At 62.9% G+C, this 21,242-nt stretch carries 22 protein-coding genes and 1 pseudogene; 5 read left to right on the top strand and 18 right to left on the bottom strand.

All coding sequences use genetic code 11. From position 1 onward, the window contains the following. Window positions 1-44 precede the first annotated feature (44 nt). Together AC07W0_RS24975 and AC07W0_RS24970 are read right to left on the bottom strand one after the other, a co-directional pair. Complete coding sequence (locus AC07W0_RS24975) at window positions 45-215, bottom strand: metallothionein (protein WP_079444133.1); 171 nt, start codon at window positions 213-215, stop codon at window positions 45-47. Window positions 216-308: 93 nt separating this feature from the next. Next, window positions 309-443, bottom strand: a pseudogene (locus AC07W0_RS24970) (DMT family transporter); the annotation flags it as partial. 111 nt (window positions 444-554) lie between these two features. Here AC07W0_RS24970 and AC07W0_RS24965 point away from each other — a divergent pair. Together AC07W0_RS24965 and AC07W0_RS24960 are read left to right on the top strand one after the other, a co-directional pair. Beyond that, complete coding sequence (locus AC07W0_RS24965) at window positions 555-914, top strand: type II toxin-antitoxin system Phd/YefM family antitoxin (RefSeq protein ID WP_256580894.1); 360 nt, start codon at window positions 555-557, stop codon at window positions 912-914. Next, window positions 911-1,288, top strand: a complete 378-nt coding sequence (locus tag AC07W0_RS24960) for a type II toxin-antitoxin system VapC family toxin (RefSeq protein ID WP_046489214.1) — start codon at window positions 911-913, stop codon at window positions 1,286-1,288. The genes AC07W0_RS24965 and AC07W0_RS24960 overlap by 4 nt, the downstream gene beginning before the upstream one ends. A 26-nt stretch (window positions 1,289-1,314) precedes the next feature. Here the strand turns inward: AC07W0_RS24960 and AC07W0_RS24955 are convergent, their stop codons facing one another. The 3 genes from AC07W0_RS24955 to AC07W0_RS24945 all read right to left on the bottom strand — a co-directional run bounded on the left by AC07W0_RS24955 (window position 1,315) and on the right by AC07W0_RS24945 (window position 5,106). Continuing rightward, entirely contained in the window at window positions 1,315-2,634 is a 1,320-nt protein-coding gene (locus AC07W0_RS24955; RefSeq protein WP_017849162.1) for an Nramp family divalent metal transporter, read from the bottom strand. Between the two features lie 41 nt (window positions 2,635-2,675). Then, window positions 2,676-4,229 (bottom strand): DUF726 domain-containing protein, encoded by a 1,554-nt coding sequence (locus AC07W0_RS24950; protein ID WP_102618442.1) that lies wholly within the window; start codon window positions 4,227-4,229, stop codon window positions 2,676-2,678. Window positions 4,230-4,323: 94 nt separating this feature from the next. Beyond that, the gene (locus AC07W0_RS24945; RefSeq protein WP_102618443.1) at window positions 4,324-5,106 is read right to left on the bottom strand and encodes an AraC family transcriptional regulator; all 783 of its coding nucleotides are present in this window, start codon (window positions 5,104-5,106) and stop codon (window positions 4,324-4,326) included. Window positions 5,107-5,209: 103 nt separating this feature from the next. On the opposite strand from AC07W0_RS24945, the gene AC07W0_RS24940 reads away from it, so the two are divergent. The 3 genes from AC07W0_RS24940 (at window position 5,210) to AC07W0_RS24930 (ending at window position 8,677) form a co-directional block, all read left to right on the top strand. Continuing rightward, window positions 5,210-6,094 (top strand): EamA family transporter, encoded by an 885-nt coding sequence (locus AC07W0_RS24940; protein ID WP_102618444.1) that lies wholly within the window; start codon window positions 5,210-5,212, stop codon window positions 6,092-6,094. 143 nt (window positions 6,095-6,237) lie between these two features. Next, window positions 6,238-8,046, top strand: a complete 1,809-nt coding sequence (locus AC07W0_RS24935; protein ID WP_017849158.1) for a monovalent cation:proton antiporter-2 (CPA2) family protein — start codon at window positions 6,238-6,240, stop codon at window positions 8,044-8,046. A gap of 76 nt (window positions 8,047-8,122) precedes the next feature. Continuing rightward, on the top strand, window positions 8,123-8,677 hold the full coding sequence (locus AC07W0_RS24930) for a DcrB/PsbP domain-containing protein (protein WP_017849157.1): 555 nt from the start codon (window positions 8,123-8,125) through the stop codon (window positions 8,675-8,677). A gap of 130 nt (window positions 8,678-8,807) precedes the next feature. Here AC07W0_RS24930 and AC07W0_RS24925 read toward each other — a convergent pair whose 3' ends face one another. The 13 genes from AC07W0_RS24925 to AC07W0_RS24865 all read right to left on the bottom strand — a co-directional run bounded on the left by AC07W0_RS24925 (window position 8,808) and on the right by AC07W0_RS24865 (window position 21,043). Continuing rightward, a complete protein-coding gene (locus AC07W0_RS24925; RefSeq protein ID WP_046383057.1) occupies window positions 8,808-9,527 on the bottom strand; it encodes an alpha/beta hydrolase in 720 nt (239 codons plus the stop codon). 11 nt (window positions 9,528-9,538) lie between these two features. Continuing rightward, window positions 9,539-10,294: a precorrin-6A synthase (deacetylating) gene (cobF, locus tag AC07W0_RS24920; RefSeq protein ID WP_079444136.1), complete on the bottom strand. Its 756-nt coding sequence runs from the start codon at window positions 10,292-10,294 to the stop codon at window positions 9,539-9,541. A gap of 45 nt (window positions 10,295-10,339) precedes the next feature. Beyond that, a complete protein-coding gene (locus tag AC07W0_RS24915) occupies window positions 10,340-10,894 on the bottom strand; it encodes a histidine phosphatase family protein (protein WP_102618445.1) in 555 nt (184 codons plus the stop codon). An 85-nt stretch (window positions 10,895-10,979) separates the two neighbouring features. Continuing rightward, complete coding sequence (locus AC07W0_RS24910; protein ID WP_046489220.1) at window positions 10,980-11,957, bottom strand: LysR family transcriptional regulator; 978 nt, start codon at window positions 11,955-11,957, stop codon at window positions 10,980-10,982. Window positions 11,958-12,008: 51 nt separating this feature from the next. Next, window positions 12,009-12,959, bottom strand: coding sequence for a peptidylprolyl isomerase (locus AC07W0_RS24905; RefSeq protein ID WP_046489222.1), 951 nt, complete (start codon window positions 12,957-12,959; stop codon window positions 12,009-12,011). After that, the gene (locus AC07W0_RS24900) at window positions 12,956-13,426 is read right to left on the bottom strand and encodes a YbjN domain-containing protein (RefSeq protein WP_102618446.1); all 471 of its coding nucleotides are present in this window, start codon (window positions 13,424-13,426) and stop codon (window positions 12,956-12,958) included. Before AC07W0_RS24900 ends, AC07W0_RS24905 begins: the two co-directional genes overlap by 4 nt. Before the next feature lie 20 nt (window positions 13,427-13,446). Next, window positions 13,447-14,073, bottom strand: coding sequence for a hypothetical protein (locus tag AC07W0_RS24895; RefSeq protein WP_017849150.1), 627 nt, complete (start codon window positions 14,071-14,073; stop codon window positions 13,447-13,449). An 18-nt stretch (window positions 14,074-14,091) separates the two neighbouring features. Then, window positions 14,092-15,792, bottom strand: a complete 1,701-nt coding sequence (locus AC07W0_RS24890; protein ID WP_057004369.1) for a putative porin — start codon at window positions 15,790-15,792, stop codon at window positions 14,092-14,094. 42 nt (window positions 15,793-15,834) lie between these two features. Continuing rightward, the gene (locus tag AC07W0_RS24885; protein WP_017849148.1) at window positions 15,835-16,539 is read right to left on the bottom strand and encodes an energy transducer TonB family protein; all 705 of its coding nucleotides are present in this window, start codon (window positions 16,537-16,539) and stop codon (window positions 15,835-15,837) included. 3 nt (window positions 16,540-16,542) lie between these two features. Next, window positions 16,543-16,968 carry an ExbD/TolR family protein gene (locus AC07W0_RS24880; RefSeq protein WP_017849147.1) on the bottom strand — a complete coding sequence of 142 codons (426 nt, stop codon included), beginning with the start codon at window positions 16,966-16,968 and terminating at the stop codon, window positions 16,543-16,545. Between the two features lie 11 nt (window positions 16,969-16,979). Then, on the bottom strand, window positions 16,980-18,779 hold the full coding sequence (locus AC07W0_RS24875; protein ID WP_102618447.1) for a DUF2341 domain-containing protein: 1,800 nt from the start codon (window positions 18,777-18,779) through the stop codon (window positions 16,980-16,982). A 24-nt stretch (window positions 18,780-18,803) separates the two neighbouring features. Beyond that, window positions 18,804-20,390, bottom strand: a complete 1,587-nt coding sequence (locus AC07W0_RS24870) for a ShlB/FhaC/HecB family hemolysin secretion/activation protein (protein WP_046489230.1) — start codon at window positions 20,388-20,390, stop codon at window positions 18,804-18,806. 59 nt (window positions 20,391-20,449) lie between these two features. Beyond that, entirely contained in the window at window positions 20,450-21,043 is a 594-nt protein-coding gene (locus tag AC07W0_RS24865; RefSeq protein WP_046489232.1) for a transposase, read from the bottom strand. Window positions 21,044-21,242 lie beyond the last annotated feature (199 nt).

Raw genomic sequence — 21,242 nt, 5'->3', positions numbered from 1 at the left:
GGTAATGACCAGCGCCCGACAAGCCGAGCGAATTTTTACCGCGCTCAGCCTTTAGCCGACTTGGCGCATTCGCAGCCCGTCGGCGCCACACACGGCTCACCATGGGCATGGTGTTCGGCACAGCCCTGGCAGCAATAGCCCTTACCGTCTTTCATCACCGCCTCCACTCCCAGTACACATTTGCAGTGTGGGCAGGCACAGGTTGTATCTGGCATGGTCAGACTCCTTCGTCATGGTCGTCCCGGTGCGGCGGGCGCCGACACCTTTAGCAGTGACTGCGGACCGGCGCGGATGGTTCCTACCATCAGTCAGTCGGTGCGGGTGTTGCTGCGGTACCTGAACATCAGCGCTAGCGCCAGGCAGGCCATTGCCACGATCCGGCTGCCCGACAGTTCGATGGCCGGGTGGCCCAGCCAGCCGAAATGGTCGATCAGCACGCTCATGGGGAAAACGCCTCGCGGTTAAAGTAGGTCCATTCCGATTTTTCGGGCCACTATTCCTAAGCCCGGCACGCTGCGACAGACTTCGGCGAAACCCTTGTTTGGAGCAATGCCATGGATGTCATGTACCGCAACCCGTCGCGCTCAAAACGGTTGGCGTCAACCAGCGGTCAGGCTGTCTTTGATAGCGCCAGCAGTTCTGGCTATATTTGGCCAAAATATGCGGAGAGCCCCATGATTACAGTGCCGTTGGGCGAAGCCAAAAACACGCTGTCAAAACTGGTTGATGAGGCGGCTGCCGGCAAAATCATCACCATCGCCAAGCATGGGCGAGCGATGGCGCAGCTTGTCCCTATTGGAAAATCCAAAGGCCGGCGAATTGGCGCCATGCAAGGCAAGCTGGTGATCCCGGATGACTTCGACGCGCCTTTGTCCGACGACCTCATCGCGGCGTTCCAGGGCACTCATTCATGAGAGTGCTGCTGGATACCCACATCCTGCTGTGGACGTTGAACGATGACCCCAAGCTCTCCAGCAAAGCCCGAAAGCTGATTGAACATGCCGCAGAGATCTACGTCAGTGCCGCCACATTCTGGGAACTGGCGATCAAGGTCGGCCTGGGGAAACTCACTGTCGATCTGGATGAAATCCGTGAGTGCTGCCTGCAAAGCGGTTTCGTCGAACTCCCCATCACGTCAGAACACGCCATTGCGGTCAAGGATCTCAAGCCTCATCACAAAGACCCTTTCGATCGGCTCATCGCTGCAACCGCCCTGAGCGAACCAATGAAGCTATTGACGGCCGATCCGCAGGTTGCCCAATACACATCGCTGGCGGTCCTGGTGTAGAGCGCCCCAGCACCGCGGGCCTTGGATCAAAACAACCACTGCCCGATCAACCACGCATTCGCGCCACTGATCAGCGCAAACAGAAACCACGCGAGCACGCGCGTCGGCAGGCGATTGACGAACGGGCCCATCAGTCGCGCGTCGCCGGTCATGCGGATCAGCGGATACAACGCAAACGGCAACTGCAGGCTGAGCACCACCTGGCTGAGAATCAGCAATTTGCCAATGGCCGCGTCGCCCATCAGCCACACGCCCACGAACGCCGGGATCAGCGCCAGCCCACGGGTGATCAGGCGTCGCTGCCAGCAAGGAATGCGCAGGTCGAGGTAGCCCTCCATGATCACTTGCCCGGCGATGGTGCCGGTGAACGTGGAACTCTGCCCGGAAGCCAGCAAGGCAATGCCGAACAGGATGCTGGCGAAGGCGCCGCCGACCAGAGGATCGAGCAAGTGGTAGGCGTCCTGGATCTCGACCACATCGGTATGCCCGGTTTTATGGAACGCAGCGGCGGCAAGCACCAGGATCGCGGCGTTGACCAGCAAGGCCAGGGCCAGGGAGCCGATGGTGTCGATACGCGCCAGCTTGACCGCGTCCTGCTTGCTGGCGAGGTCTTTGCCGATCAGCCGGGTTTGCACGATCGAGCTGTGCAGGTAGAGGTTATGCGGCATCACGGTGGCGCCGAGGATACCAATCGCCAGGTACAACGGCGCGGCATCGCTGATGGCCGACAACGACGGCGCAAAGCCGCTGAACACGTCCGGCCAATAGGGCTTGATCAGCACCAGCTCGATGAAGAAACACACGCCAATGGTGGCGACCAGCGCCAACATGATCGCTTCCAGGCGGCGGAAACCACGGTTTTGCAGGGCCAGCACCAAGAGCGTGTCAAACGCGGTGATGACAATGCCGGTGGTCAACGAAACACCGAGCAGCAGGTGAAACGCCAGGGCGCAGCCGAGCACTTCGGCGAGGTCGGTGGCGATGATGGAAATTTCCGCCAGCACCCACTGGGTGCGGGCCGAGCGTTGGCTGTAGCGTTCGCGGCACAGTTGCGCCAGGTCCTTGCCGGTGGCGATGCCCAGGCGCGAGCACAGGCACTGCACCACCATGCCCGCCAGGCTGGCCAGCAGCACCACAAACAGCAGGTTGTAGCCGTAGCGCGAGCCGGCCTCGATCGCCGTGGCCCAGTTGCCCGGGTCCATGTAGCCGATGGAAATCAGCAAGCCAGGGCCGGCAAACATCAGCATTCGTTTGAAAAACGACGCCTTGGGGTCGACGATGACAGAGCCAGCCACTTCCGGCGGGCAAAACGGAGCGGTAGCGATTTTCGGCAGGCTGAATTTCACGCAGTATCCCAGGCAAACACTCTAGACAAGCCCGTAGCTTATCAGTCGGATGCAACCGTTCGCATCACCGTGTCCCGCGGCAGGTCAAACGCTTCGACCACTTGCACCACCAGGTCCGTTTCCTGGTTCAACGCTTCGCGCTCCATGCGCTGGCGGATCACCCCGATCACCAGTACCGCCAAGGTCGTGATCGAATACGCCGGGCCGGAAAACGCACGCACCCCGCTCACCAGCAACATCGCCGCCGCCAGTGCCTGGCCCACCAGCGGAATCGCCGTGGCCGCGCCGCGCCGTAGGATGAACCCGGTCAGCCCCGCCAACGCCGTACCGCTCAACGCCGTGGCGGCCGAACGGCCGACATCGATGCGATGGAACAGGCCCTGCTCCTTTTGCGCCGCCGCCTGAAGCTCGGCGTCGAACGCCTGGCGGTCGGCGTGGCTGAGTTTGTCCTTGTATTGTTCGATGAGTTTTTCCGCGACCTGCGCTTCGATGTCCGCCAGCACGACGGTCTCCATCGGTTCATCGAACTTGATCCCCAGCCGCTGCGCCACATCCTCGGCGATCTGGCGATACCCCACGCCGTGCCCCCGGGCGAGGTTCATGAAGCTGTCGCCGCCCATGCGCTGCAACTCGATGGCCAACTTCAGCGGCTCGCGCACCGTGGCATCAATCGAGGCACTGCGCTTTTGCGCAATCAATTCGGCGAGGAATTTCAGCTCGTCCGGGCGCGCCCGCACCAGCACCGGGAACAGTTCGTCATCTTCTTCGGCAAAGCGCACCTCGCTACTGCGCTGGTCGGCGCGGATCATGCCGCGTCGCTCCTGCAGCAGGTCGGTGTACTGCACCACCGTCTGCAACTGCGGCCAATAGGCCGCGTGATCGAAGCTGGCCAGGTGAACGTTGGTCACCTTGGCCTTGAGCGCGGGCGTGATCGGGATGGCGTAGCGACCGATGCAACGCTCGGTATCCGGTTTCATCGCCAGGGCCCAATCCTTACTGGAGTGACAATTGATCACCCGCCCCGAAAGCGCTGCACACACTTCATCCCAAGGGCTCGACGTACAGATCGCCCCGCCCATCAACAGCAAATGGTTCAACGGCAGTTCGCGCGCAGTGTCGGGGTTGGCCAACACGCTCTTGACCAGGATGCGCGCGCCGAGGGAATGCCCGATCAGGTTGATGCGCCGCACCTGCAGCGACTCGCCGTGGAGGAATTCGGCCAATTCCGGCAACAGGCTGCGGGCCACTTCATCCACCCGCGCCTCGACACTTTTGTAATGGTCGAGAAAATACCCGATCGCCTTGCCCACCCCTACCGTCGCCGCTCCCAGGCCGCCGCCGCCGAGCATCGCGGTGATCACGTCCTTGAACGGTGCGAACAGGTTTTCCAGAAAATGCCCGGCCGGCCAGAACAGCATCAGGTTGGTCGAACCTTCGATACTTGCCAGTTGCGCCGTGAAGTTGCCCAGTTGCTGCCGGTTGAAGAACGCCGAGTAACCGTGAACATAGAGATTGAGCACGTCCCCCTGAGGCTCGCCGCACAGTACGAACGTGGGCTTGCGGGTACGGTGCATTTCATCCCACTGGTGCTGCATGGGCCGATGACTCCTGGTGACGAAGGACGCCGATAGTAACAAAGGGCGGGCCACAGGAAGGTGAATCCTGACGGGCGCGGACGCCATAGCCCCCTCAGAACAACGACGCGGCCTTTGATTTAGTCAGATAACGCGCCGGGGTATCGCCCAGATTGCGCCGGAACAACGCAGTGAAGGCGCTGGCACTGCTGAAGCCCAACTCAAGCGCCACCTCGGTGATGGACACGCCGTGGCTGAGCCGGGCAGTGGCTTCCAGCAGGCAGACTTGCTGGCGCCAGGCGACGAACGTCATGCCCGTGCTCTCAAGGAAATGGCGGGTAAAGGTGCGCCGGCTCATGCTCGACCACGCGGCCATTTCGTCAATCGAAGTGTGTTGCGTAGGGGCCTCCAGAAAACGCTGGCAGGCGCTCGCCAGCCGCGGCTCGCGGGGCAACGGCGCGCTGAGGGGCAACTCGGGCATCGCTCCGATCTCGTCGATCAGCAGCGTCAGCACGCAGGCCTGCCTGGCATTGGGTAAGGTCGAGGGCTCGATGGCCAGCGCCGCCTGCAACAGATGCCTGAGCAGGGGCGACACTTCAAACACCTGGCAGCGTGCCTGCAACCCCGCCCGTGCGGCGGCGCCGGCGTCCAGGTAGGTATTGAGCATCACCACATCGCCGCGCATCTGCATTTCATGGGGCACGCCGCCGGGCACCCAGATCGCCCGCTGCGGCGGCACCACCCAGTTGCCCAGGTCGGTAAACATTTTCAGCGCGCCGGTGGAAGCGTAGGCGAACTGACCTCGCGGGTGCGTGTGCCGCGCAAACACGGTGCCAGAGGGGTATTCGCGCAGCGTCACCAGCGCGTCGGGGCTGTCGGCATCAAAAGTCGGCATCATGGCCCGATTCTGTCAAAAGTTGACCTGACATAGCAAGCGGGCCATTGCCCTGCCGCCTAACATCGACGCCTTTGAAGCTGCACTCTGCCTAAAAGGAAACCCCATGCAGAAAAAACACCTGGTGCTTGCTGTGCTGGTTACGTTGGTCTGGGGGGTGAACTTCCCCCTGACAAAATTGGGCCTGCGTGCAATCGACCCCTTTGTCCTCACCGGCATACGCTTTGCCCTCGCCGCCCTGCCGCTGGTGTTTTTCATCAAGCGCCCCGCCGTGGGCTTCCACTATGTGGCGGCTTACGGGCTTATCTTCGGGCTGGGGATGTGGGGCGTGATCAACTACGGCATTCAGGTCGGCGTCAGCCCGGGAATCGCCTCGCTGATCATCCAACTCAGCGTGTTTTTCAGCATGGGTTGGGGCTATGTGCTGTTCCAGGAAAAAATCCGCAGGGCCCAAGTGCTCGGCGCCGTGCTCGCGGTGACCGGCCTGGGGGGGATTATCGCGACGCAACACGGCGACCACGCGCTGCTGGGTATTCTGTTGATCGTCTTCAGCGCGCTGGCCTGGAGTGTCGGCAACGTGATCATCAAGCAATCGGGCGTGAAAGAGATCTTCTCGTTCATGGTGTGGGCCAGTCTGTTCCCACCGATTCCGCTGTGGCTCATGGCCTGGTGGCTGCACGGCAGCGCAGCGTTCGCCAACGTGGGCGCCAACCTCGACCTGACGGCGGCGGGTTCCATCCTGTTCCAGGTCTACCTGGCCACGCACTTTGCCTACTGGGGCTGGAACTCACTGCTCAAGGCATACCCGGTATCCACCGTAGCGCCGCTGTCCCTGCTGATTCCGGTGTTCGGCATGACCAGTTCGATGCTGATCATCGGCGAGCGCATATCCACGCCCAACCTGCTCTCGATTGCGCTCATCATCACGGGACTGGCCGTGGGGTTGTACCGCACGCACGCCAGTGCGCCTGGAAAAATACTCAGCCAGTGAAAGACACGCCCGCGAGAACGCGGTCGCCCAGCAAAAAATCACCTGCCCAGCACGATCCCACACTGCAAAAACACAATTATCGACATGTAAAAAGCGCTCTAATAGCCGCCTGTTGATTGGCTTTAAAGATTTTGGAGTTCGCAATGCCCCATGAAGGCAACCTGTTACAAGCAGCCGTGGTGTTCCTGCTCGCCGCCGTGCTGACCGTACCCCTGGCCAAGCGCTTGCAGTTGGGCGCGGTGCTGGGCTATCTGTTCGCCGGTGTGATCATCGGCCCGTCGGTACTGGGCCTGATCGGCAACCCGCAAAGCGTCGCGCAGTTCTCGGAGTTGGGCGTGGTGCTGCTGCTGTTCATCATCGGCCTGGAGCTGTCGCCGAAACGTTTATGGGTGATGCGCAAGGCGGTATTCGGTGTCGGCCTGGCCCAGGTGCTGCTCACCGGCCTGGTGATGGGCGGGGTCGCGCTGTGGCTGTTCGGCCAGTCGTGGAACAGCGCAATCGTGCTGGGCCTGGGCCTGGCGCTGTCGTCCACCGCCTTTGGCCTGCAAAGCCTGGCCGAGCGCAAGGAACTGAACCAGCCCCACGGGCGCCTGGCCTTTGCGATTCTGCTGTTCCAGGACATTGCGGCGATCCCGCTGATTGCCATGGTGCCGTTGCTGGCCGGGGGCGATCACCCAAGCACCCAGGCCCAGGGCGTGCAGCACGTATTGCAGATCCTCGGCAGCATCGCCGTGGTGATCATCGGCGGGCGCTATCTGTTGCGCCCGGTGTTTCGCGTCGTCGCCAAGACCGGCCTGCGCGAAGTGTCCACGGCCACCGCGTTGCTGGTAGTGATCGGCACCGCCTGGCTGATGGAGTTGGTCGGCGTGTCCATGGCCCTGGGCGCGTTCCTCGCCGGCCTGCTGCTGGCGGACTCGGAATACCGCCACGAACTGGAATCCCAGATCGAACCGTTCAAGGGCCTGCTGCTCGGCCTGTTTTTCATCAGCGTGGGCATGGGCGCCAACCTCAGCCTGCTGCTCAGCTCGCCGCTGGTGGTGATCGGCCTGACCCTGCTGTTGATCGGTTTGAAACTGCCGCTGCTGTATGCCGTCGGCCGGCTGGTGGGCGATCTCAACCGCGAGAGCGCCTTGCGCCTGGGCGTGGTGCTGGCGGCAGGCGGTGAATTCGCCTTCGTGGTGTTCAAGATCGGCCGCGACCAGGGCCTGTTCGAACCGCACCTGTATGACATCCTGGTGCTGACCATCACCCTGTCGATGGCCGTGACGCCGCTGCTGTTGCTGGTCTGCCCGAAGCTGTTCAAGCCCAAGGTCAAACCCGTGGAAGTCCCCGAGGAATACCGCACCATCGAAAGCGATGCGCCGCGCGTGATCATCGCCGGCATGGGCCGCATGGGGCAGATCGTCGCGCGAATCCTGCGCGCGCAGAACATTTCGTTTATCGCCCTGGACACCTCGGTCGAAACCATCGAGCTGACCCGCAGTTTCGGCGGCATGCCGGTGTTCTACGGCGACCCGCAACGTCCGGAGATCCTGCACGCGGCCAAGGTCGACCGGGCGGAGTTCTTCGTCATCGCGATGGATGACCCGGAGATCAACATCAAAACCGCCGAATTGGTGCGCAGCCTCTATCCGCACATGAAGATCATCGCCCGCGCCCGTAACCGCCAGCACGTCCACCGTTTGGTGGACCTCGACGCGTCACCGGTGCGCGAAACCTTCTATTCCAGCCTGGAAATGAGCCGCCGCACCCTGGTGGGTCTCGGCCTGAGCCAAGCCCAGGCCGACGCGCGCATCACCCGGTTCAAGAACCACGACCTGCAGGTCCTCGCCGCCCAGCACGCGGTGTACGACGACGCGGCCAAGGTCATGCAAACCGCCCAGGAAGCCCGTGCGGAACTGGCGCGGTTGTTTGAAATGGACCGTCTTGAGGAAGAGTCCGACAAGGTTTGATGGTGCGGATGAACGATCTTGCGAATTTTCTGACAGAATACGGCGCAATTTCGTTCATCTACCGGAGCGCTTCTTCATGGCCACTTTCACCAAGACCGCCGTCCTGCTGGCCCTGGCGCTTAGCGCTGGCAGCGTATTCGCCGCGGCCAAGCCGGCGGATCAGACCATCTCCACCTTGGGCGGCAAGTTCAGCTTCGACCTGCCCAAGGCCTATGTCGCCGACACCCTGCCAGCCGGCAAGGCAGCAGACGGCACCGGGGATACCCAAGGTACGATGTACGCGAACCAAACCACGAAAAGTGTGGTCATCGTCGCCGAAACCGTGCGCAACGACGGGGTGACCATTAAAGATAATGACCCGCAGTTTCTCGACGGCGCAGTCGCCGGCTTCGTCAAGGACCAGAGCGCCGCCCTGCCCGACTTCAAGAAACAGAACGAAAAGAAACTGACCTTCAAGGGCCTCGGCCTGCGCCAGGTGGACAGCACGGCCACCCAAGGCGGCGGCAAAACCTTGAACTCCACCTTCCTCGGCGGTTCCGGCAATCACTTACTGGTGATCCAGGCGATTTCGCGGGCGGATGATGTGAAGGGGCATGCGCAGTTGGTGAAACTGATCACCGGCGGCAAGTAAACCGACCGTTAAAACCACACCGATCAACTGTGGGAGGGGGCTTGCTCCCGATGGCGGTGCATCAGTCATGCATGTGTTGGCTGACACACTGCTATCGGGAGCAAGCTCCCTCCCACACTTTTAGCGGTGTTCACTTCACATTGGTTTCCAGCCAGGCCTTCAAGTCCTGCACTTCCGCTGCGCTGATGGTGTGGTTCATGCCCGGATAAGTATGAAACTGCGGCTTGAGCCCCAACCCCGACAACACCTCGTTCGCCCGCGTCGCCGAGGCATACGGCAGCGCCTGGTCCAACGTGCCGTGACCGATGAAAATCGCCAACTGGCCCAATCGCTCATCCGGCTTGAGCTGCGCCTTGAGCACCGGCAGCACGCTGCCACTGAGCGCCGCAATCCCGCGCACCAACTCAGGGTCACGTAACGCCACCTCGTAAGACATGATCGCGCCCTGGCTGAACCCCACCAGGAACACCCGGTCAGGCTGGGTGTGGTATTTGACGGTAGCCTTGGCGACAAACGCCTTGATCAGCCTGGCGCTGCTCTGCAGGTCGTCGGTCATCCCATCGTAATCGCCGTCACCCGGCGTCTTGGTGAACCAGCGGAACCCTTGGGCGTCCACCGGCATCGGCGCGCGCGCCGACAGGTAGGTCCAGGTGGACGGCAGCGCATCCTTGATGCCGAACAGGTCTTCCTCGTTGCTGCCAAAACCGTGCAGGAAAATCACCAGCGGCTGGTTGCGCGCATCGCCCTGGGTCTGTTCCAGGTACAACAACGGCAAGTCGGTGTGCAGGTCGGAATCGGCGTGGGCGGCACCGGCCACCAGGGTCAGCACCAGCGCGAACAGTTTGAACATGGAGATCGACCTCAGGGTTTGCGCAGCAAATAAGTGTCCATGATCCAGCCGTTGGCCAGACGCGCAGCCTTGCGCACCCGTTGGATGTCTTCAGCGACTTCACTCACCTTGCCGCTGATGAGGATTTCATCCGGCGTGCCGAGGTAGGCCCCCCAATAAATGTCCAGATCCTGATCGACCACGGTGCGGTAGGAGTCTTCGGCGTCGAGCATCACCACCAGGGTGTCGGCATCGCTCGCCTGCCCCGCCGCCAAACGGCGCCCGGTGGTGATCTCGATGGAGCGGCCGATGCGGTTCAGCGGCACTTTGTGCTGGGCCGCCAAGGCCTGCACGCTGGTGATGCCGGGGATCACTTCGAATTCAAAGACGCAGCGGCCACTGGCCAGGATCGCCTGCAGAATGCGGATGGTGCTGTCGTACAACGCCGGATCGCCCCAAGCCAGAAAAGCCCCCACTTCGCCGTCGGCCATTTCTTCGTTGATCATGCGCTCGAAGGTCTGCTGCTTATCGCGGTTGAGGTCCTGCACGGCGCGGGTGTAGTCGATGTCCCCGCGCACCCGCTCGGGGCAATCGGCCTCGACGAAGCGGTAGCCGGGCTCGGTGATGTAGGTCGCGCAGATCTCACGGCGCAGGTCGATCAGCTTGTCTTTGCTCTGGCCCTTGTCCATCAGGAAAAACACGTCGGTGCGGTTCAGCGCCTTCACGGCCTGCATCGTGATGTAGTCAGGGTTGCCGGCGCCAATGCCGATGATCAGGATGCGTTTCATGGGTTGCTCTCATTGCGGGGCGTGGATTTTGCCATGTTCACGCACTCAGGCGTGAGTTTCCAGGCGCAGGCGCCAGACGCCGTTGAAACGCAGCTCAGTGCAAGACAGCGGCTCCACATCGATGCGATAAAACATCGCGACGGGAAACTGCATGACGTAGAGCAACGCGGCGCGGATGACAAACGGATGGGTGATGGCCACGACATGGCCGGATTCGGTCTGCAGCGACTGCATCCACTGCGCGACGCGCGCGCAGAGCCGATCCACCGACTCGCCACCGTGGGGTGCGCTCGCGCTGTCGATGAGCCAGGTCGTCAGTTCGGCGCTGTCGAGCGCGGCGATGTCCTGGCCTTTCCAGTGCCCGACATCGCCATCGCGCAAGGCCTCGTCGATCTGCGCCCGATCGCCGAACAAACTCGCCGTCTGACGGGTTCGCGCCTCGGGCCCACAGCGCAGCCGCACGTTTTTCTTGAAGCGACCGGCCAGGGATAACGCCGCGTTTTGCCAATCCATCACCAACGATTCGTCATCGGCAAAGCAGCCGCGCTTTTGCAACGGCGTGACGGCATGGCAGATCAGAGTCAAACGGGTGGCTTGCATCGCGGATCGCAGCTACAGGAAGGATGAGGCCGCCAAGACTGGCGCAGTTGGGGCGATCACGCAACGTCCGGGGCCGGATCCTGCACTAATCAAACCACTCCCGCCGCCCCTCGAACGTACTGGTGATCAACTCGACGATCATCTGCACCGCCTCGGCATGCTGCACCTGCGCTTTCACCGCCAGCCACACCTGGCGCTGCATGGGCTCGGCGAGCAATCCCGGCAAGGCCACCAGGCCACGGTCGAAGCTGCCCATGTAGCGCGGCAGCAAACCGATGCAGGCGCCGCAGCGGATCATCTCGAGCATCAACGAATAGGCATGCACCTGCACGACCGCGGCCAGGCGCTGTGCCACCACCGTGTTCCATGGCTGCAAGGCGTTCACCTGCCCATCCGGCTGCCACTGCACCAGCATGTAGTCATCCAGGTCTTCGACACTGTCGGGGCGGGTTGTCAGCCGCGAGTAACGCTTGGCGATGTGCGGCAGGTACTCCAAGCGCGCCAGCACTTGAGGCGGCGCAGTGGGGAAACTCGGGCCGGGTGTGGGGCCATCGGCGTCGGAGAGCCACAGCACCACGTCAACGTCCACAGCTTGCAGGGACAATTGGCTGTCGATGGAGATGATTTCCAGGCGCACGCTGGCGTTGCGGCGCAGCAAGGCGATCAGGTCGCGCCCGAGGATGTCGTGCAGGATCGGCTCGGCCACGGCCAGGCGAATCAGCGGCTGCTCCACCACCGGCAGGCGCCGCGCATGGGCCAGGGCAATCAATTGCGCCTGCAGCAGTTGGCCATCGCGGCTGAGTACCAGGCCGTTGCCCTGAAAAATGAACAACACATGGCGCAGTTGTTCCTCCAGTTGCGCCAGGCGTTTGCGCAGCAGCGTCGCCTTGATATTCAGGCTGCGCGCCGCCTGCATGAAACAGCCGCAGCGCGCACTCACCAGAAAGTAGCGCGCGACCTCCGGCTCGATGTCGTTGGCCAGGGCCAACCAGGCGCTGCGGGACTGGCTCGGCTCGCGATAGGGTGCAGGCCCCTGGGGGCCAGACGGTTCTAGAAATGCCATGGGAGACTCCCTGTCTTGTAGATCTTGTGCATCCAATGCGCTTGACGCGGGTTACTCCAGCACCTGGTTCAACTGCGCGCCGTCGATGCTCAAGGTCGCGGTATTGAGCATGCCTTCCAGGTACGCCTTGGCGATCTGTTCCTGGCGTTGCGCGCGCAGGGCCTGGGTCAGGCGCTCGCGCAGTTCGTCGAGGGTGGCGGTGCGCGCCGGTTGCTGGGCGGTGAGTTTGAGCACATGGAACCCCGCCGGGCTTTGCACCACCTCCGAGACCGCGCCGACCTTGAGCCGCGACACCGCTTCGCGCACCGCTGGCACCAGTTGCTGCAACGGCTGCAAGCCCGAGTCGCCGCCGCGCTGGGCGGTGTCCGGATCTTGCGAGTATTGCGTGGCCAGGGCGGCAAAATCCCCCGGCGCGGCCTGGGCCTTGCGGCTCAGTTCCTGGGCCTGGCGACGTACCGCGTCGACACTTTGCGGGTCATTCAGCGCCAGGAAGATCTGGCTGACCCGGTACATCGGCGGCGTCATCCATTGTGCTTTGCCAGCGTCGTAGGCCTGCTGCAATTCAGCGGCGCTGGGGTAGTCGGCCGGCACCTGGCTGACCGAGAGCATGTAGTCGCGAAACACGATCTGTTCGGTGGCGGCGCGGGTCTGTTGCTCCACCTCCGGACGTTGGCGCCAGCCTTGGGCGTCGGCCTGTTCGAGCACGGCCTTTTGCGCCAGGCGCGAACGCAGCCAGCTCTCCAGGGCGCCACGATTGCCGCGCAGTTGCTCACGGGATTCGGCCGGCAGGCTCGCCAGCACGCTTTTCAGTTCAGGCACGTCGATCTGCTGGTTGCCCAGGCGCGCCACCGCCGGCGCGCCACGCTCGTTGGGCGAGGACGTGACGACAGGTGCCGGTTGCTGAGCGGCGACCGGGTCGCTGCCCGGTCGCAGGCTCAACCCCACCGCCACCACCAGCAACGTCAGCGCCCCCGCGCCGACAACCACGGTTCGCTTCTTCACAGCACCGGTACCTCTTCAGCTACAGGTTCAGCCGCCTGGGCCTGCAACTGCGCGGCGTGCTGGCTGTACTCACGCAGGTAGACGATAAATTCCTGCAGCAGGCGGTCCCACAGTTCCAACTGACTGCGCAGGTGCGTGGCGCCGACACCGGCCACCACCACGTCCATTTCCATCAGCAGAAATTCACCCTGCACCGACAGCCGCGCAAAACGGCGCGAGGCGTTCCACACCTGGGCCAGGCCTTCGGGCAAGTCGCCCTGCACGCGCAGCGCGCAGCTGTAGGTGAAATCCACGTAGCTGCCCGGCTCCGTCGCCGGGTTGCCGAAGCGCACGGCAAAGCCGATGCCCTGGCTGGCGCTGAGCAGTTGCACGATGCCGTTCTGCTCGCTCTGGTTGACCCGGTAGCCGGCCTCTTGCAGCAACTCGGTGAGGCTCTGGGCGGTGACGCTGGTGATCAATTCGTTCATGGTCTGCTCTTCCTTGTGGATCAATGATTGACGCCCGCCTGGGGCGCATCGAAGCGGGTCTTGTACAGATCGTCGCCAAAACCCTGGGCCAGTTCCTCGAACTTGACCCGCGCACCGCTGGCGAAGGGTTGGCGAATACTCATTACCTCGGCCACGTCGATTTTTTCGTAGGCCGCGAGCAACTGCTGAGCCACGCCGTACATCTGCTGATTCTTGGCTGAACATTGCTGCACTTGTGTGTCACGTTCGCTCAGTTGCGCCTGCAGGCGTGCGCGCTCGGTTTCTTTGCCCTTGGCCAACACCAGCAGTTCGTCATAAGCCTTCTTGAACTTGCCGATCTGCTCGTTGCTCGCCGCCGCCTGGGCTTGCGCCTGGCTGTGCAGGTTCTGTTGCTGGCCGGCGAGTTGCTCGGCCACGCCACGGGCCTTTTCCAGCTCGGCGGTCAATTGCTTGATTTGCGCCTGGGCCTGCTTGGCCTGGTTTTCCGCCGCCAGGCGCGCGGCACTGGCCTGGGCCTGCTCGCTTTGCAGCGCCTGCAACTGCTGGGTGGTGCTGCGCAGTTGCGTGCGCAGGCGCTCTTCCATGCCTTCGGCCGAAGCACCGGTGGTAACCAGCAGCAACAGCAGCGCGCATATTCGCGTGTTCATGGGGCATCTCCCTGCGCATCAGAAGCGCGTGTTGAGTTCCAGTTGCATCACATCGACTTCGAACGGCGCGCCATACACTTCCGACGCGCTCAACCAACGCGCACTGGCGTAGATGTTCTTGTCGATGCCGTAGTTGCCGCCAATGAAGTAGCCCTTGGCGTTGGTGCCGCCGAGGTGATACGAGGAGTCGTTGAAACCGTCAGGCAAGGCGTCAGGCTGGATGTACTTGTAGCCGGCCAGCACGTTCCAATCGCCACGTTTGCGCATCTCCAGCGCACTGCCGAGGGTGAACTGCACCATCATGGCGTTGCCGCCACTTTCAAACTGGCCCTTGCTATTGATGTTGTTGACGATCTGGCCTTCGCTGCGCTTGAGCATTTCGCCTTTGTCGTAGGCCAGGTTGCGGATGTAGTTGCCTTGGGTGCGCAACTTGAAGTCGCTGGGCAGTTCGCTGTCCCAGACCAGGTTGAGGTCCAGCACGTCGAACTTGGAAGCCAGGCCTACGTACTGCGGGTCTGGCGTTCTGACAGGGTCCGCCGGGTTGGTGGTGTTGTTACGCAGCAGGAACACACTGTTGCCTTTTTGCATAAAGGCCACACGCGTGCCGTCGGTGTCGCAACCGGGGGCGCCGGCCCACGGCGAACAAGGGCTGGAGCGCTCACCCTGGATGTCCTGGAACTGGTAGTAGGCCGCGGCGAGCTTAAGGCTGTTGCCGCGGTTGATCTTCCAATCGGCGCCGATTTGCCCGCCGAACAGCCATTTGGTCTGACTGTCTTCCTTGTCCTTGCCGTTGCTGCTGGCGGCATCCGCGGTGTATTCGACCGGGAATGCACCGAGGGTGCCGAACAGACCCCACTCGTTGTTGAGCTTGTGGTTGAAGATCGCAGCCACGCCGTCGAAATTGAGCTCGTTGGAATACATCATGTCGGTGGCGTAGAACGGATTGGCGATTCGCCCGCCGGTCAAGGTCATGTAGTCGGTGGTTTTCCACCTCAGGTAACCCTGGTCGAGCCAGATGTCCTTCTTGCCGAAGCCACCGCCCAGGGTCTGGGTAGTGGACACCGGGTTATTGTCAGAGCCGGTGCCCAGGCGAATGCCGGCGGTCCATTCCGGCGAAATCACCGCTTTCATGCCCAGGCGCGCACGCAGGCGGAACAGGCTTTCGCGGTCTTCACGGGTGTTGAGCAGCGGCGGCAACTTGGTGTTGGAGTTGCGGTTGACGTCGTAAGGCCCGTTCTCATTGAGCTTGGCGTAATCGAGGATTTCATTGCTGTTGTTACCCGAGAAATAGCGCGACTCGTCACGCAGGCGGATATCGCCATCAAAGCTGATGCGCGAGACCCAATCCGGGAAGGTATTGGGCTGGGCCCAGTTTTCCTGCTTGGCGGTGGCCATGACTTCGGCCTTGACCTGATCGCGGATCTGGTCGCGCACCGCTTGCGGCACATACTGCACGCGCACATCGCCAGGTGCCGCCGTCGGGCCGCTGGCGACCACCGGCGCGGCATTGGCCTGGCGTGCCTGTTGGGCTTCTTTTTCCGCCTGGGCGATCAGCCCATTGGCGGTGTCCTGGGTGAGCACGCCTTGCTGTACCAGCAGGCGGATCAGGTTGATCGTGACGTTTTCCGAAGGGGCGACCGGGGCGGCCGTCGCCTGGCCGACCAGGGTCGCGATGACCATGCCGACCGCCAGGGTCAGGCGATTCACGGGGGAAATCATTCGTAAGCAACTCCTGTAAAAAACTGCAAAAAATGGGTTCGATCAATCCGGACGCCGACCCTTGAGGGACAGGCGCACCGGCATGCTCACCGAGGCTGGAACGCGTTGCGCGGCATGCGGTACACGCAACGCCGCCAGCACCTGGGCGTCGGTCTCGCGGTCGCCGCTGGACTTGGCCAGCTCCACACGCGTGACCTGGCCCTCGGCGCTCAACCACACATCCGCCTGTACCGCGTAGGCCTTTTTGCGTAACTCCGGGTCTTCCCTCAGCAGGCGTTGAAACACCCCCGCCAGGTATTGCTTGTACGTGCCGGCACCCAGGCCACCGCCGCCGGAACCGGCCATGCCACCGCCCTTGCCCGCGCCGATGTTGAAGCCGTCATTGCCGGACTGCGCATCGCCATCGATCTGCATCGGGTTGGCCAAGTCGTCGGCCGGCGAAGGCGGTGCTTCTTCCGCCGGTTTCACCTCTTCGGGCTCCGGCGTGGGCACCGGCTCGGGTACTTTTTCTTCCACCTGGGGCTCGGGTTCCTTGGGTTTTTCCGGCGGCGGTGGCGGCGGTGGCGGCAACGGGATAATGGTCGGCACCTTGGGTGCTTCGCGGCGTACCCCACTCATGTCATTGGCCCATTGCCAGAGAAACCAGGCGGCCACGGCGCCCAGCAGCAGGCCGGCGCCCCACTTCAGCGGGCGCAGCGGCGGCTTGTTTTTCACGGGCAACGGCGGCATCGGGATCTGTGCGGTCATGACTCAGCCCTGGCTCGGTTTGCCGGTGACCAGCCCGACCTGGGACAGCTCCAACCGCCGCAGCAGGTCGAGCACCTCAATCACCTTCTGGTACTGCACCGTGGCGTCGCCGCGCACGATCACCGGGAAATCCGGGTTCAGCGCTTTCTCGATGCGCAGGCGCTCCTCCAGCTCGCCGAGGGTGACCGGGTAGGCATCAAGGAACACCTGGCCGCCGTCGTTGACGGAGATGGCCTTGGTCTTGGCCTCCGACAGCGACACCGAGGCGCTGGCCTTGGGCAGATGAATCTGGATGCCCGAGACCTGGGCGGTGGCAGTGAGGATGAACATCACCAGCACCACCATCAGCACGTCCACCAGGGGCGTGATGTTGATGCTGTCGACGGCGGCATCGTCGTCATCGTCGTGGGAGGCATTTACGGAAGCCATGGCGATTCTCCTCAGGCCGAAACCGGCGCGTGGTGCGGCACGCGGTGCGCCGCGTCACTGAACTGGCTCTCGCCGTGCATCTCCGCCAGGCGTGTGATGAACTCGTCGACGAACACGCGCATGTCGGCGCTGACTTCCTTGTTGCGCGTGATCAGGCGGTTGTAGCCGAACAGCGCGGGGATCGCGACGAACAGGCCCATGGCCGTGGCCAGCAAGGCCGCCGCCATGCCCGGGGCGATCGCATTGATGTTCACGTCGCCGGCCATGGCCGTGCCGAGGAACACCACCATGATGCCCAGCACCGTACCCAGCAGGCCGATGTATGGGCCGCCGGCGATGGCGTTGGACAGCGTCGACAGTTTGGAACTGAGTGCCTGGTTTTCGCGGGTACGCACGCCGTCCATGGAGCAACGGATGGCTTCGATGGTGGCCGCCGACACCGATGAGGTGTCGGCGCCCTGGGCGCGGCGGGTGCGGATCTCCTTGACCGCCACGCAGTACAGGCGCCACAGCGAAGAATGGCTCAGGCGTTCGGCGAGTACGCTGTCGTCGTAGAACATTTCCAGGCGGGTGCCGATCTGCGCGAACTGCTCGCGAAACGCCTCGTTGGCACTGCTCACACGGCTGACCATGCGGTTCTTGCGAATCATGATGACCCACGACTGGAACATCATCGCCACCAGCACCAGGATGATCACCCAGGCATCCACCGGCACCGCGTTGAGCAGAAAGCCCAGGCTGCCGAAACCGAAGCCCGACTGTTCTTCATCCACGCCGTAAGCGACCAGTTTCGACTCGGCGCCCTGGGCACTCGCATCGGCCAGCAACACGGTCGCCGGGCGGGCCACCTTGGACAGGCGCAGCTCATCCATCGCCCCGGCAAACGGCAAGTGCGGGCCGGCTGCTTCCGGCAGATCGGCGCCGATCGCCAGTTGTGTATTGAACGCCGGCATCGCCACCGCCAGGCTCGCGGTTTCGCGGCCGTTGACATACAGCGTGACTTTTTCACCCTCGGCGGTGAACGCCAGGTGCTGCCATTGACCGGGGTTCAATGGCTGGGTCGAGACGGCGCGCTGGCCGTCGACTTCCACGAACGGCATGCCTTGGTTCAACCCGAGCAACAGGCTATGCGGAGCCTCACGCCGGGCGAGGACGATCTGCTCGCCGCTGGCCTGGTCCAGGCGCAGCCAGGCGCTGAATGTGAAGGCGCCAGCGGCGGCATGTTGCAGCGACGGGCTGGCCGGCAACAGCAAGGGCTGGCCACTGAACTGCAAGGCCCGCCCGACCACGCCGTCGATGCTGCTGCCGGTGGCATTCAGCGCGGTGTTGGCGTAGGCCGTGGTGTCCCGTGGCGGTGTGCCGCTGGCCCCGTCAAAGTGATACAGCGCGGTGTAATTCGGGTCGAAGGTCAGCTGGCCGTTGGCGGTGGCCGGGGCCTTCTGGTTACCGTAGTACATCCACAGGTCCTGGCGCTGAGCGCCTTCGACCTTGGGCACATCGACCCAGATCAGCGCCATGCCCATCAGCGGGTCGAAGCTTTCGATCTGGTGGTTGAACACGGTCTTGTCATCGGCACCGACAAAGCGCAGGTCGCTGCCGTCATCCTTGACCCCGTCAAAGGTGAAGTTGCCGGTGTGCAGGCGCACCAGCAGCGCGGTGCGGCCCAGGGCCTGGTTGATCGCGGCGCCTTGGGCGGTGGTGTCCACGCTGATCTGTTTGCGGTAATGCCAATCGTCCTGCCACCAGGCATGGGCGGTGGCCGGGAGCGCGAAGCCCAGGCAGATCAACAGGCTCAGGAATAGGCGTTGCATGGGAAGAATCTCCGGGAAAAAGGGTCAGAAGGTCGCCTGCACACTGAAGTGCAGTCGCGAGTCCTGTTTCTGGGTGTTTGGTCCGTCGAGCAGCGGGTAGCCCCAATCCAGGCTGCCGGACAACCATTTGCTCAAACTGGCGCGGGTGCCAAGGCCGACACTGGCCAGGCTGTATTCGTCTTCCTGCTCGGGCAGCGGGTCGTGCAGACGCAGGCGCGCGCCTTCGGCGAACGCGTAGAAGCGCCACTCCTGCACATAACTGCCGAGGAACTTGGCCAAAGACGGTGTGCGCAGCTCCTGGGAGAGCAGCAACCCCTCATCCCCGGTGCGCTCGGCCGCCAGGTAACCGCGCACCGAGGTGGCGCCGCCAGCGGAATACTGCTCGTTGGACACCAGCGGTCCCGAGGCCAGCTGGAAGCCGGCCTTGGACGCCGACTGCCAGTCGTTGGCGAAGGTGTAGGTGTAATTGGCATCGCCCTTGAGCACGGCGAAACTCGGGCTGGAGTCCCAGCGCTTGGCACGGAATTCTTCGGCATCGCTGCCGTAGCCGAAGAACGCCCGGGTGCCCACCACCAGGTTCAACCCCAGGCCCAGCTGGGATTTTTCGCTGTAGCGGTAGCCGTTGTAGCCAAAGGTGAACGGGGCATACTTGAGCGGCACCTGGTCGCTGCTGGCGCCGAATTTCAGTTGTTCGTCGAAGTCCTTGAAGTCGATGCCGAAGGAGAACGAGTTGGCCCAGTTCCCGTCCAGCGGCAGGTTGTAGATCGCCGACACCCCGTAGGAATGGCCCTTGCCCAACACGTTGCTGCCGCCGATGGTGGCGATGTTGCTGTCGGACTGATAACCGGAAAACTGCACGGTCCAGCGCTCATCCAGCGGCGCGCTGTAGGAACCCGACCAGACCTTGGCATTCGAGCTGTCCTGGGGCGCGGTGAAATACGTCAGCGAGATGCTGTGGCCCAGTTGCCAGAGGTTGTCGTAGCCCAGGGTCGCGACCGAGCGCAGCTTCTCGGTGTCGGCGCTGTAGTCGTTGTTCAGGCCAATACTCGCGTGCCACGGATTCTGGTCTTCCACCTGCAAGTCGACGTCCATCGTGCCGGGGCGCTGGCCCTCGCGCACCAGCGGCGTGACCTGGCGCCCGGCACTGCGGTTGAGCCCGGCCAGCTGGGTTTGCACGCTGGCGAAATCCGGCACGGCGCCTTCCTTGAGCGCCGGTACTTCCTCGCGGATTTCCACCGGCGAGTAATGCTTGGCCCCCACCACCCGCACGCGGCCGACCTTGGTTTCGCTGACTTGCAGGTAGACGATGCCGTCATCGACCTTCTGCTCCGGCAGCTCCACAAACACCGATTGGTAGCCACGCGCCTGGTAGATCTTCTGCAGCGCGTCGCGGGCGCCTTCGATATCGTTCAGGGTCTTTTGCGGGCCGAGAAACGGGTACACCGCCTCTTCGATCGTTGCCGCATCGAGCACGGTATTGCCGCGCACGAAGTACTCGTTGACGTCCACCCGGCGCGCCGGGGCATCGCCCTCTTCGGCCAGCGCCGGCTGCACCAAGGTGCCCAGCGCCAGGCAACACAGCGCCAGCGTTGACTTGAACAGATGCTCCACACAGCCCCCTAAATATCTAAAATGTTGCGCCCTCGCCGATTGCACGGCGTTTGGCCTGCTCAATTGCGGGTTATCGAAAGTTGGCTGTGCCGTGCCAGCCAGGTGTGCAACAAGGCGAAGTTCAACGAGAACTCCGGCATGTGCAGCAAGGCGCCACAAAACACTTCACCGATGACGGTCTGGATCAATTGCACCGCCCGCGGGTTGCTCAACAGGGTGGCGATATCGCGCTGCAGCACCTGGATGCCCCACACCTTCTGGTGCAGGTCGAGGCCGACGAACCAGCGGAACAGCAGGTTGTAATTGAGCTGTTCGTGCAGTTGCTGTTCGCTGGGCACGGAGTACAGCAATTGCAGCAGCAGGATCTGCAACACGGTGCGCGGCGCGATCTGCATCCCGGGTGCGGGCTGCAGCAGGTCGTGGTGCCGGTCGAACACCGCATCGATCTGCGGGCGCAACAACACCAGCGAATGGCCGGCGGGGATGTAGCTGGAGACTTCCTTCAAAGCGCCCTGCCAATCGTCCTGCGAAACGATCCACACCCAGGGCGCGCCGTAGCGGTACACCGAAACCGGCTTCTTGCGCGCGGCTTCGACGATCTTCGACAGGCGCTGATCGAGCTCCTGCATGCCGACTTTCGAGTAACGTTCCATAGTTCCCATGTGCCCCACTCCTGGCGTCCTGCTGACGGCTGGGGAGACGACTTGTGGCCGCCTCCAGCGCGTTACATAGGCAAGACGGGCGTGGCCGGGCACTACCGAACTTTTGTCACGAAAGCTTCATTTTGGATTGAGTGGGGGGCATTTTTTGGGGAGGGGGTGATCGGCTACATGTCCGGTTCTTTGGGTTCTG

The sequence above is a fragment of the Pseudomonas sp. GW704-F2 genome, from assembly GCF_059423025.1.
This window is presented reverse-complemented; position numbering and strand designations above follow the sequence as displayed.

What these genes read in the sequence shown, in the direction of transcription:
- AC07W0_RS24975 (WP_079444133.1), bottom strand. Translation starts at nt 215, where the DNA reads ATGCCAGATACAACCTGTGCCTGCCCACACTGCAAATGTGTACTGGGA.
- AC07W0_RS24965 (WP_256580894.1), top strand. Translation starts at nt 555, where the DNA reads ATGGATGTCATGTACCGCAACCCGTCGCGCTCAAAACGGTTGGCGTCA.
- AC07W0_RS24960 (WP_046489214.1), top strand. Translation starts at nt 911, where the DNA reads ATGAGAGTGCTGCTGGATACCCACATCCTGCTGTGGACGTTGAACGAT.
- AC07W0_RS24950 (WP_102618442.1), bottom strand. Translation starts at nt 4,229, where the DNA reads ATGCAGCACCAGTGGGATGAAATGCACCGTACCCGCAAGCCCACGTTC.
- AC07W0_RS24945 (WP_102618443.1), bottom strand. Translation starts at nt 5,106, where the DNA reads ATGATGCCGACTTTTGATGCCGACAGCCCCGACGCGCTGGTGACGCTG.
- AC07W0_RS24940 (WP_102618444.1), top strand. Translation starts at nt 5,210, where the DNA reads ATGCAGAAAAAACACCTGGTGCTTGCTGTGCTGGTTACGTTGGTCTGG.
- AC07W0_RS24935 (WP_017849158.1), top strand. Translation starts at nt 6,238, where the DNA reads ATGCCCCATGAAGGCAACCTGTTACAAGCAGCCGTGGTGTTCCTGCTC.
- AC07W0_RS24930 (WP_017849157.1), top strand. Translation starts at nt 8,123, where the DNA reads ATGGCCACTTTCACCAAGACCGCCGTCCTGCTGGCCCTGGCGCTTAGC.
- AC07W0_RS24925 (WP_046383057.1), bottom strand. Translation starts at nt 9,527, where the DNA reads ATGTTCAAACTGTTCGCGCTGGTGCTGACCCTGGTGGCCGGTGCCGCC.
- cobF (WP_079444136.1), bottom strand. Translation starts at nt 10,294, where the DNA reads ATGAAACGCATCCTGATCATCGGCATTGGCGCCGGCAACCCTGACTAC.
- AC07W0_RS24915 (WP_102618445.1), bottom strand. Translation starts at nt 10,894, where the DNA reads ATGCAAGCCACCCGTTTGACTCTGATCTGCCATGCCGTCACGCCGTTG.
- AC07W0_RS24910 (WP_046489220.1), bottom strand. Translation starts at nt 11,957, where the DNA reads ATGGCATTTCTAGAACCGTCTGGCCCCCAGGGGCCTGCACCCTATCGC.
- AC07W0_RS24900 (WP_102618446.1), bottom strand. Translation starts at nt 13,426, where the DNA reads ATGAACGAATTGATCACCAGCGTCACCGCCCAGAGCCTCACCGAGTTG.
- AC07W0_RS24895 (WP_017849150.1), bottom strand. Translation starts at nt 14,073, where the DNA reads ATGAACACGCGAATATGCGCGCTGCTGTTGCTGCTGGTTACCACCGGT.
- AC07W0_RS24890 (WP_057004369.1), bottom strand. Translation starts at nt 15,792, where the DNA reads ATGATTTCCCCCGTGAATCGCCTGACCCTGGCGGTCGGCATGGTCATC.
- AC07W0_RS24885 (WP_017849148.1), bottom strand. Translation starts at nt 16,539, where the DNA reads ATGACCGCACAGATCCCGATGCCGCCGTTGCCCGTGAAAAACAAGCCG.
- AC07W0_RS24880 (WP_017849147.1), bottom strand. Translation starts at nt 16,968, where the DNA reads ATGGCTTCCGTAAATGCCTCCCACGACGATGACGACGATGCCGCCGTC.
- AC07W0_RS24875 (WP_102618447.1), bottom strand. Translation starts at nt 18,779, where the DNA reads ATGCAACGCCTATTCCTGAGCCTGTTGATCTGCCTGGGCTTCGCGCTC.
- AC07W0_RS24865 (WP_046489232.1), bottom strand. Translation starts at nt 21,043, where the DNA reads ATGGAACGTTACTCGAAAGTCGGCATGCAGGAGCTCGATCAGCGCCTG.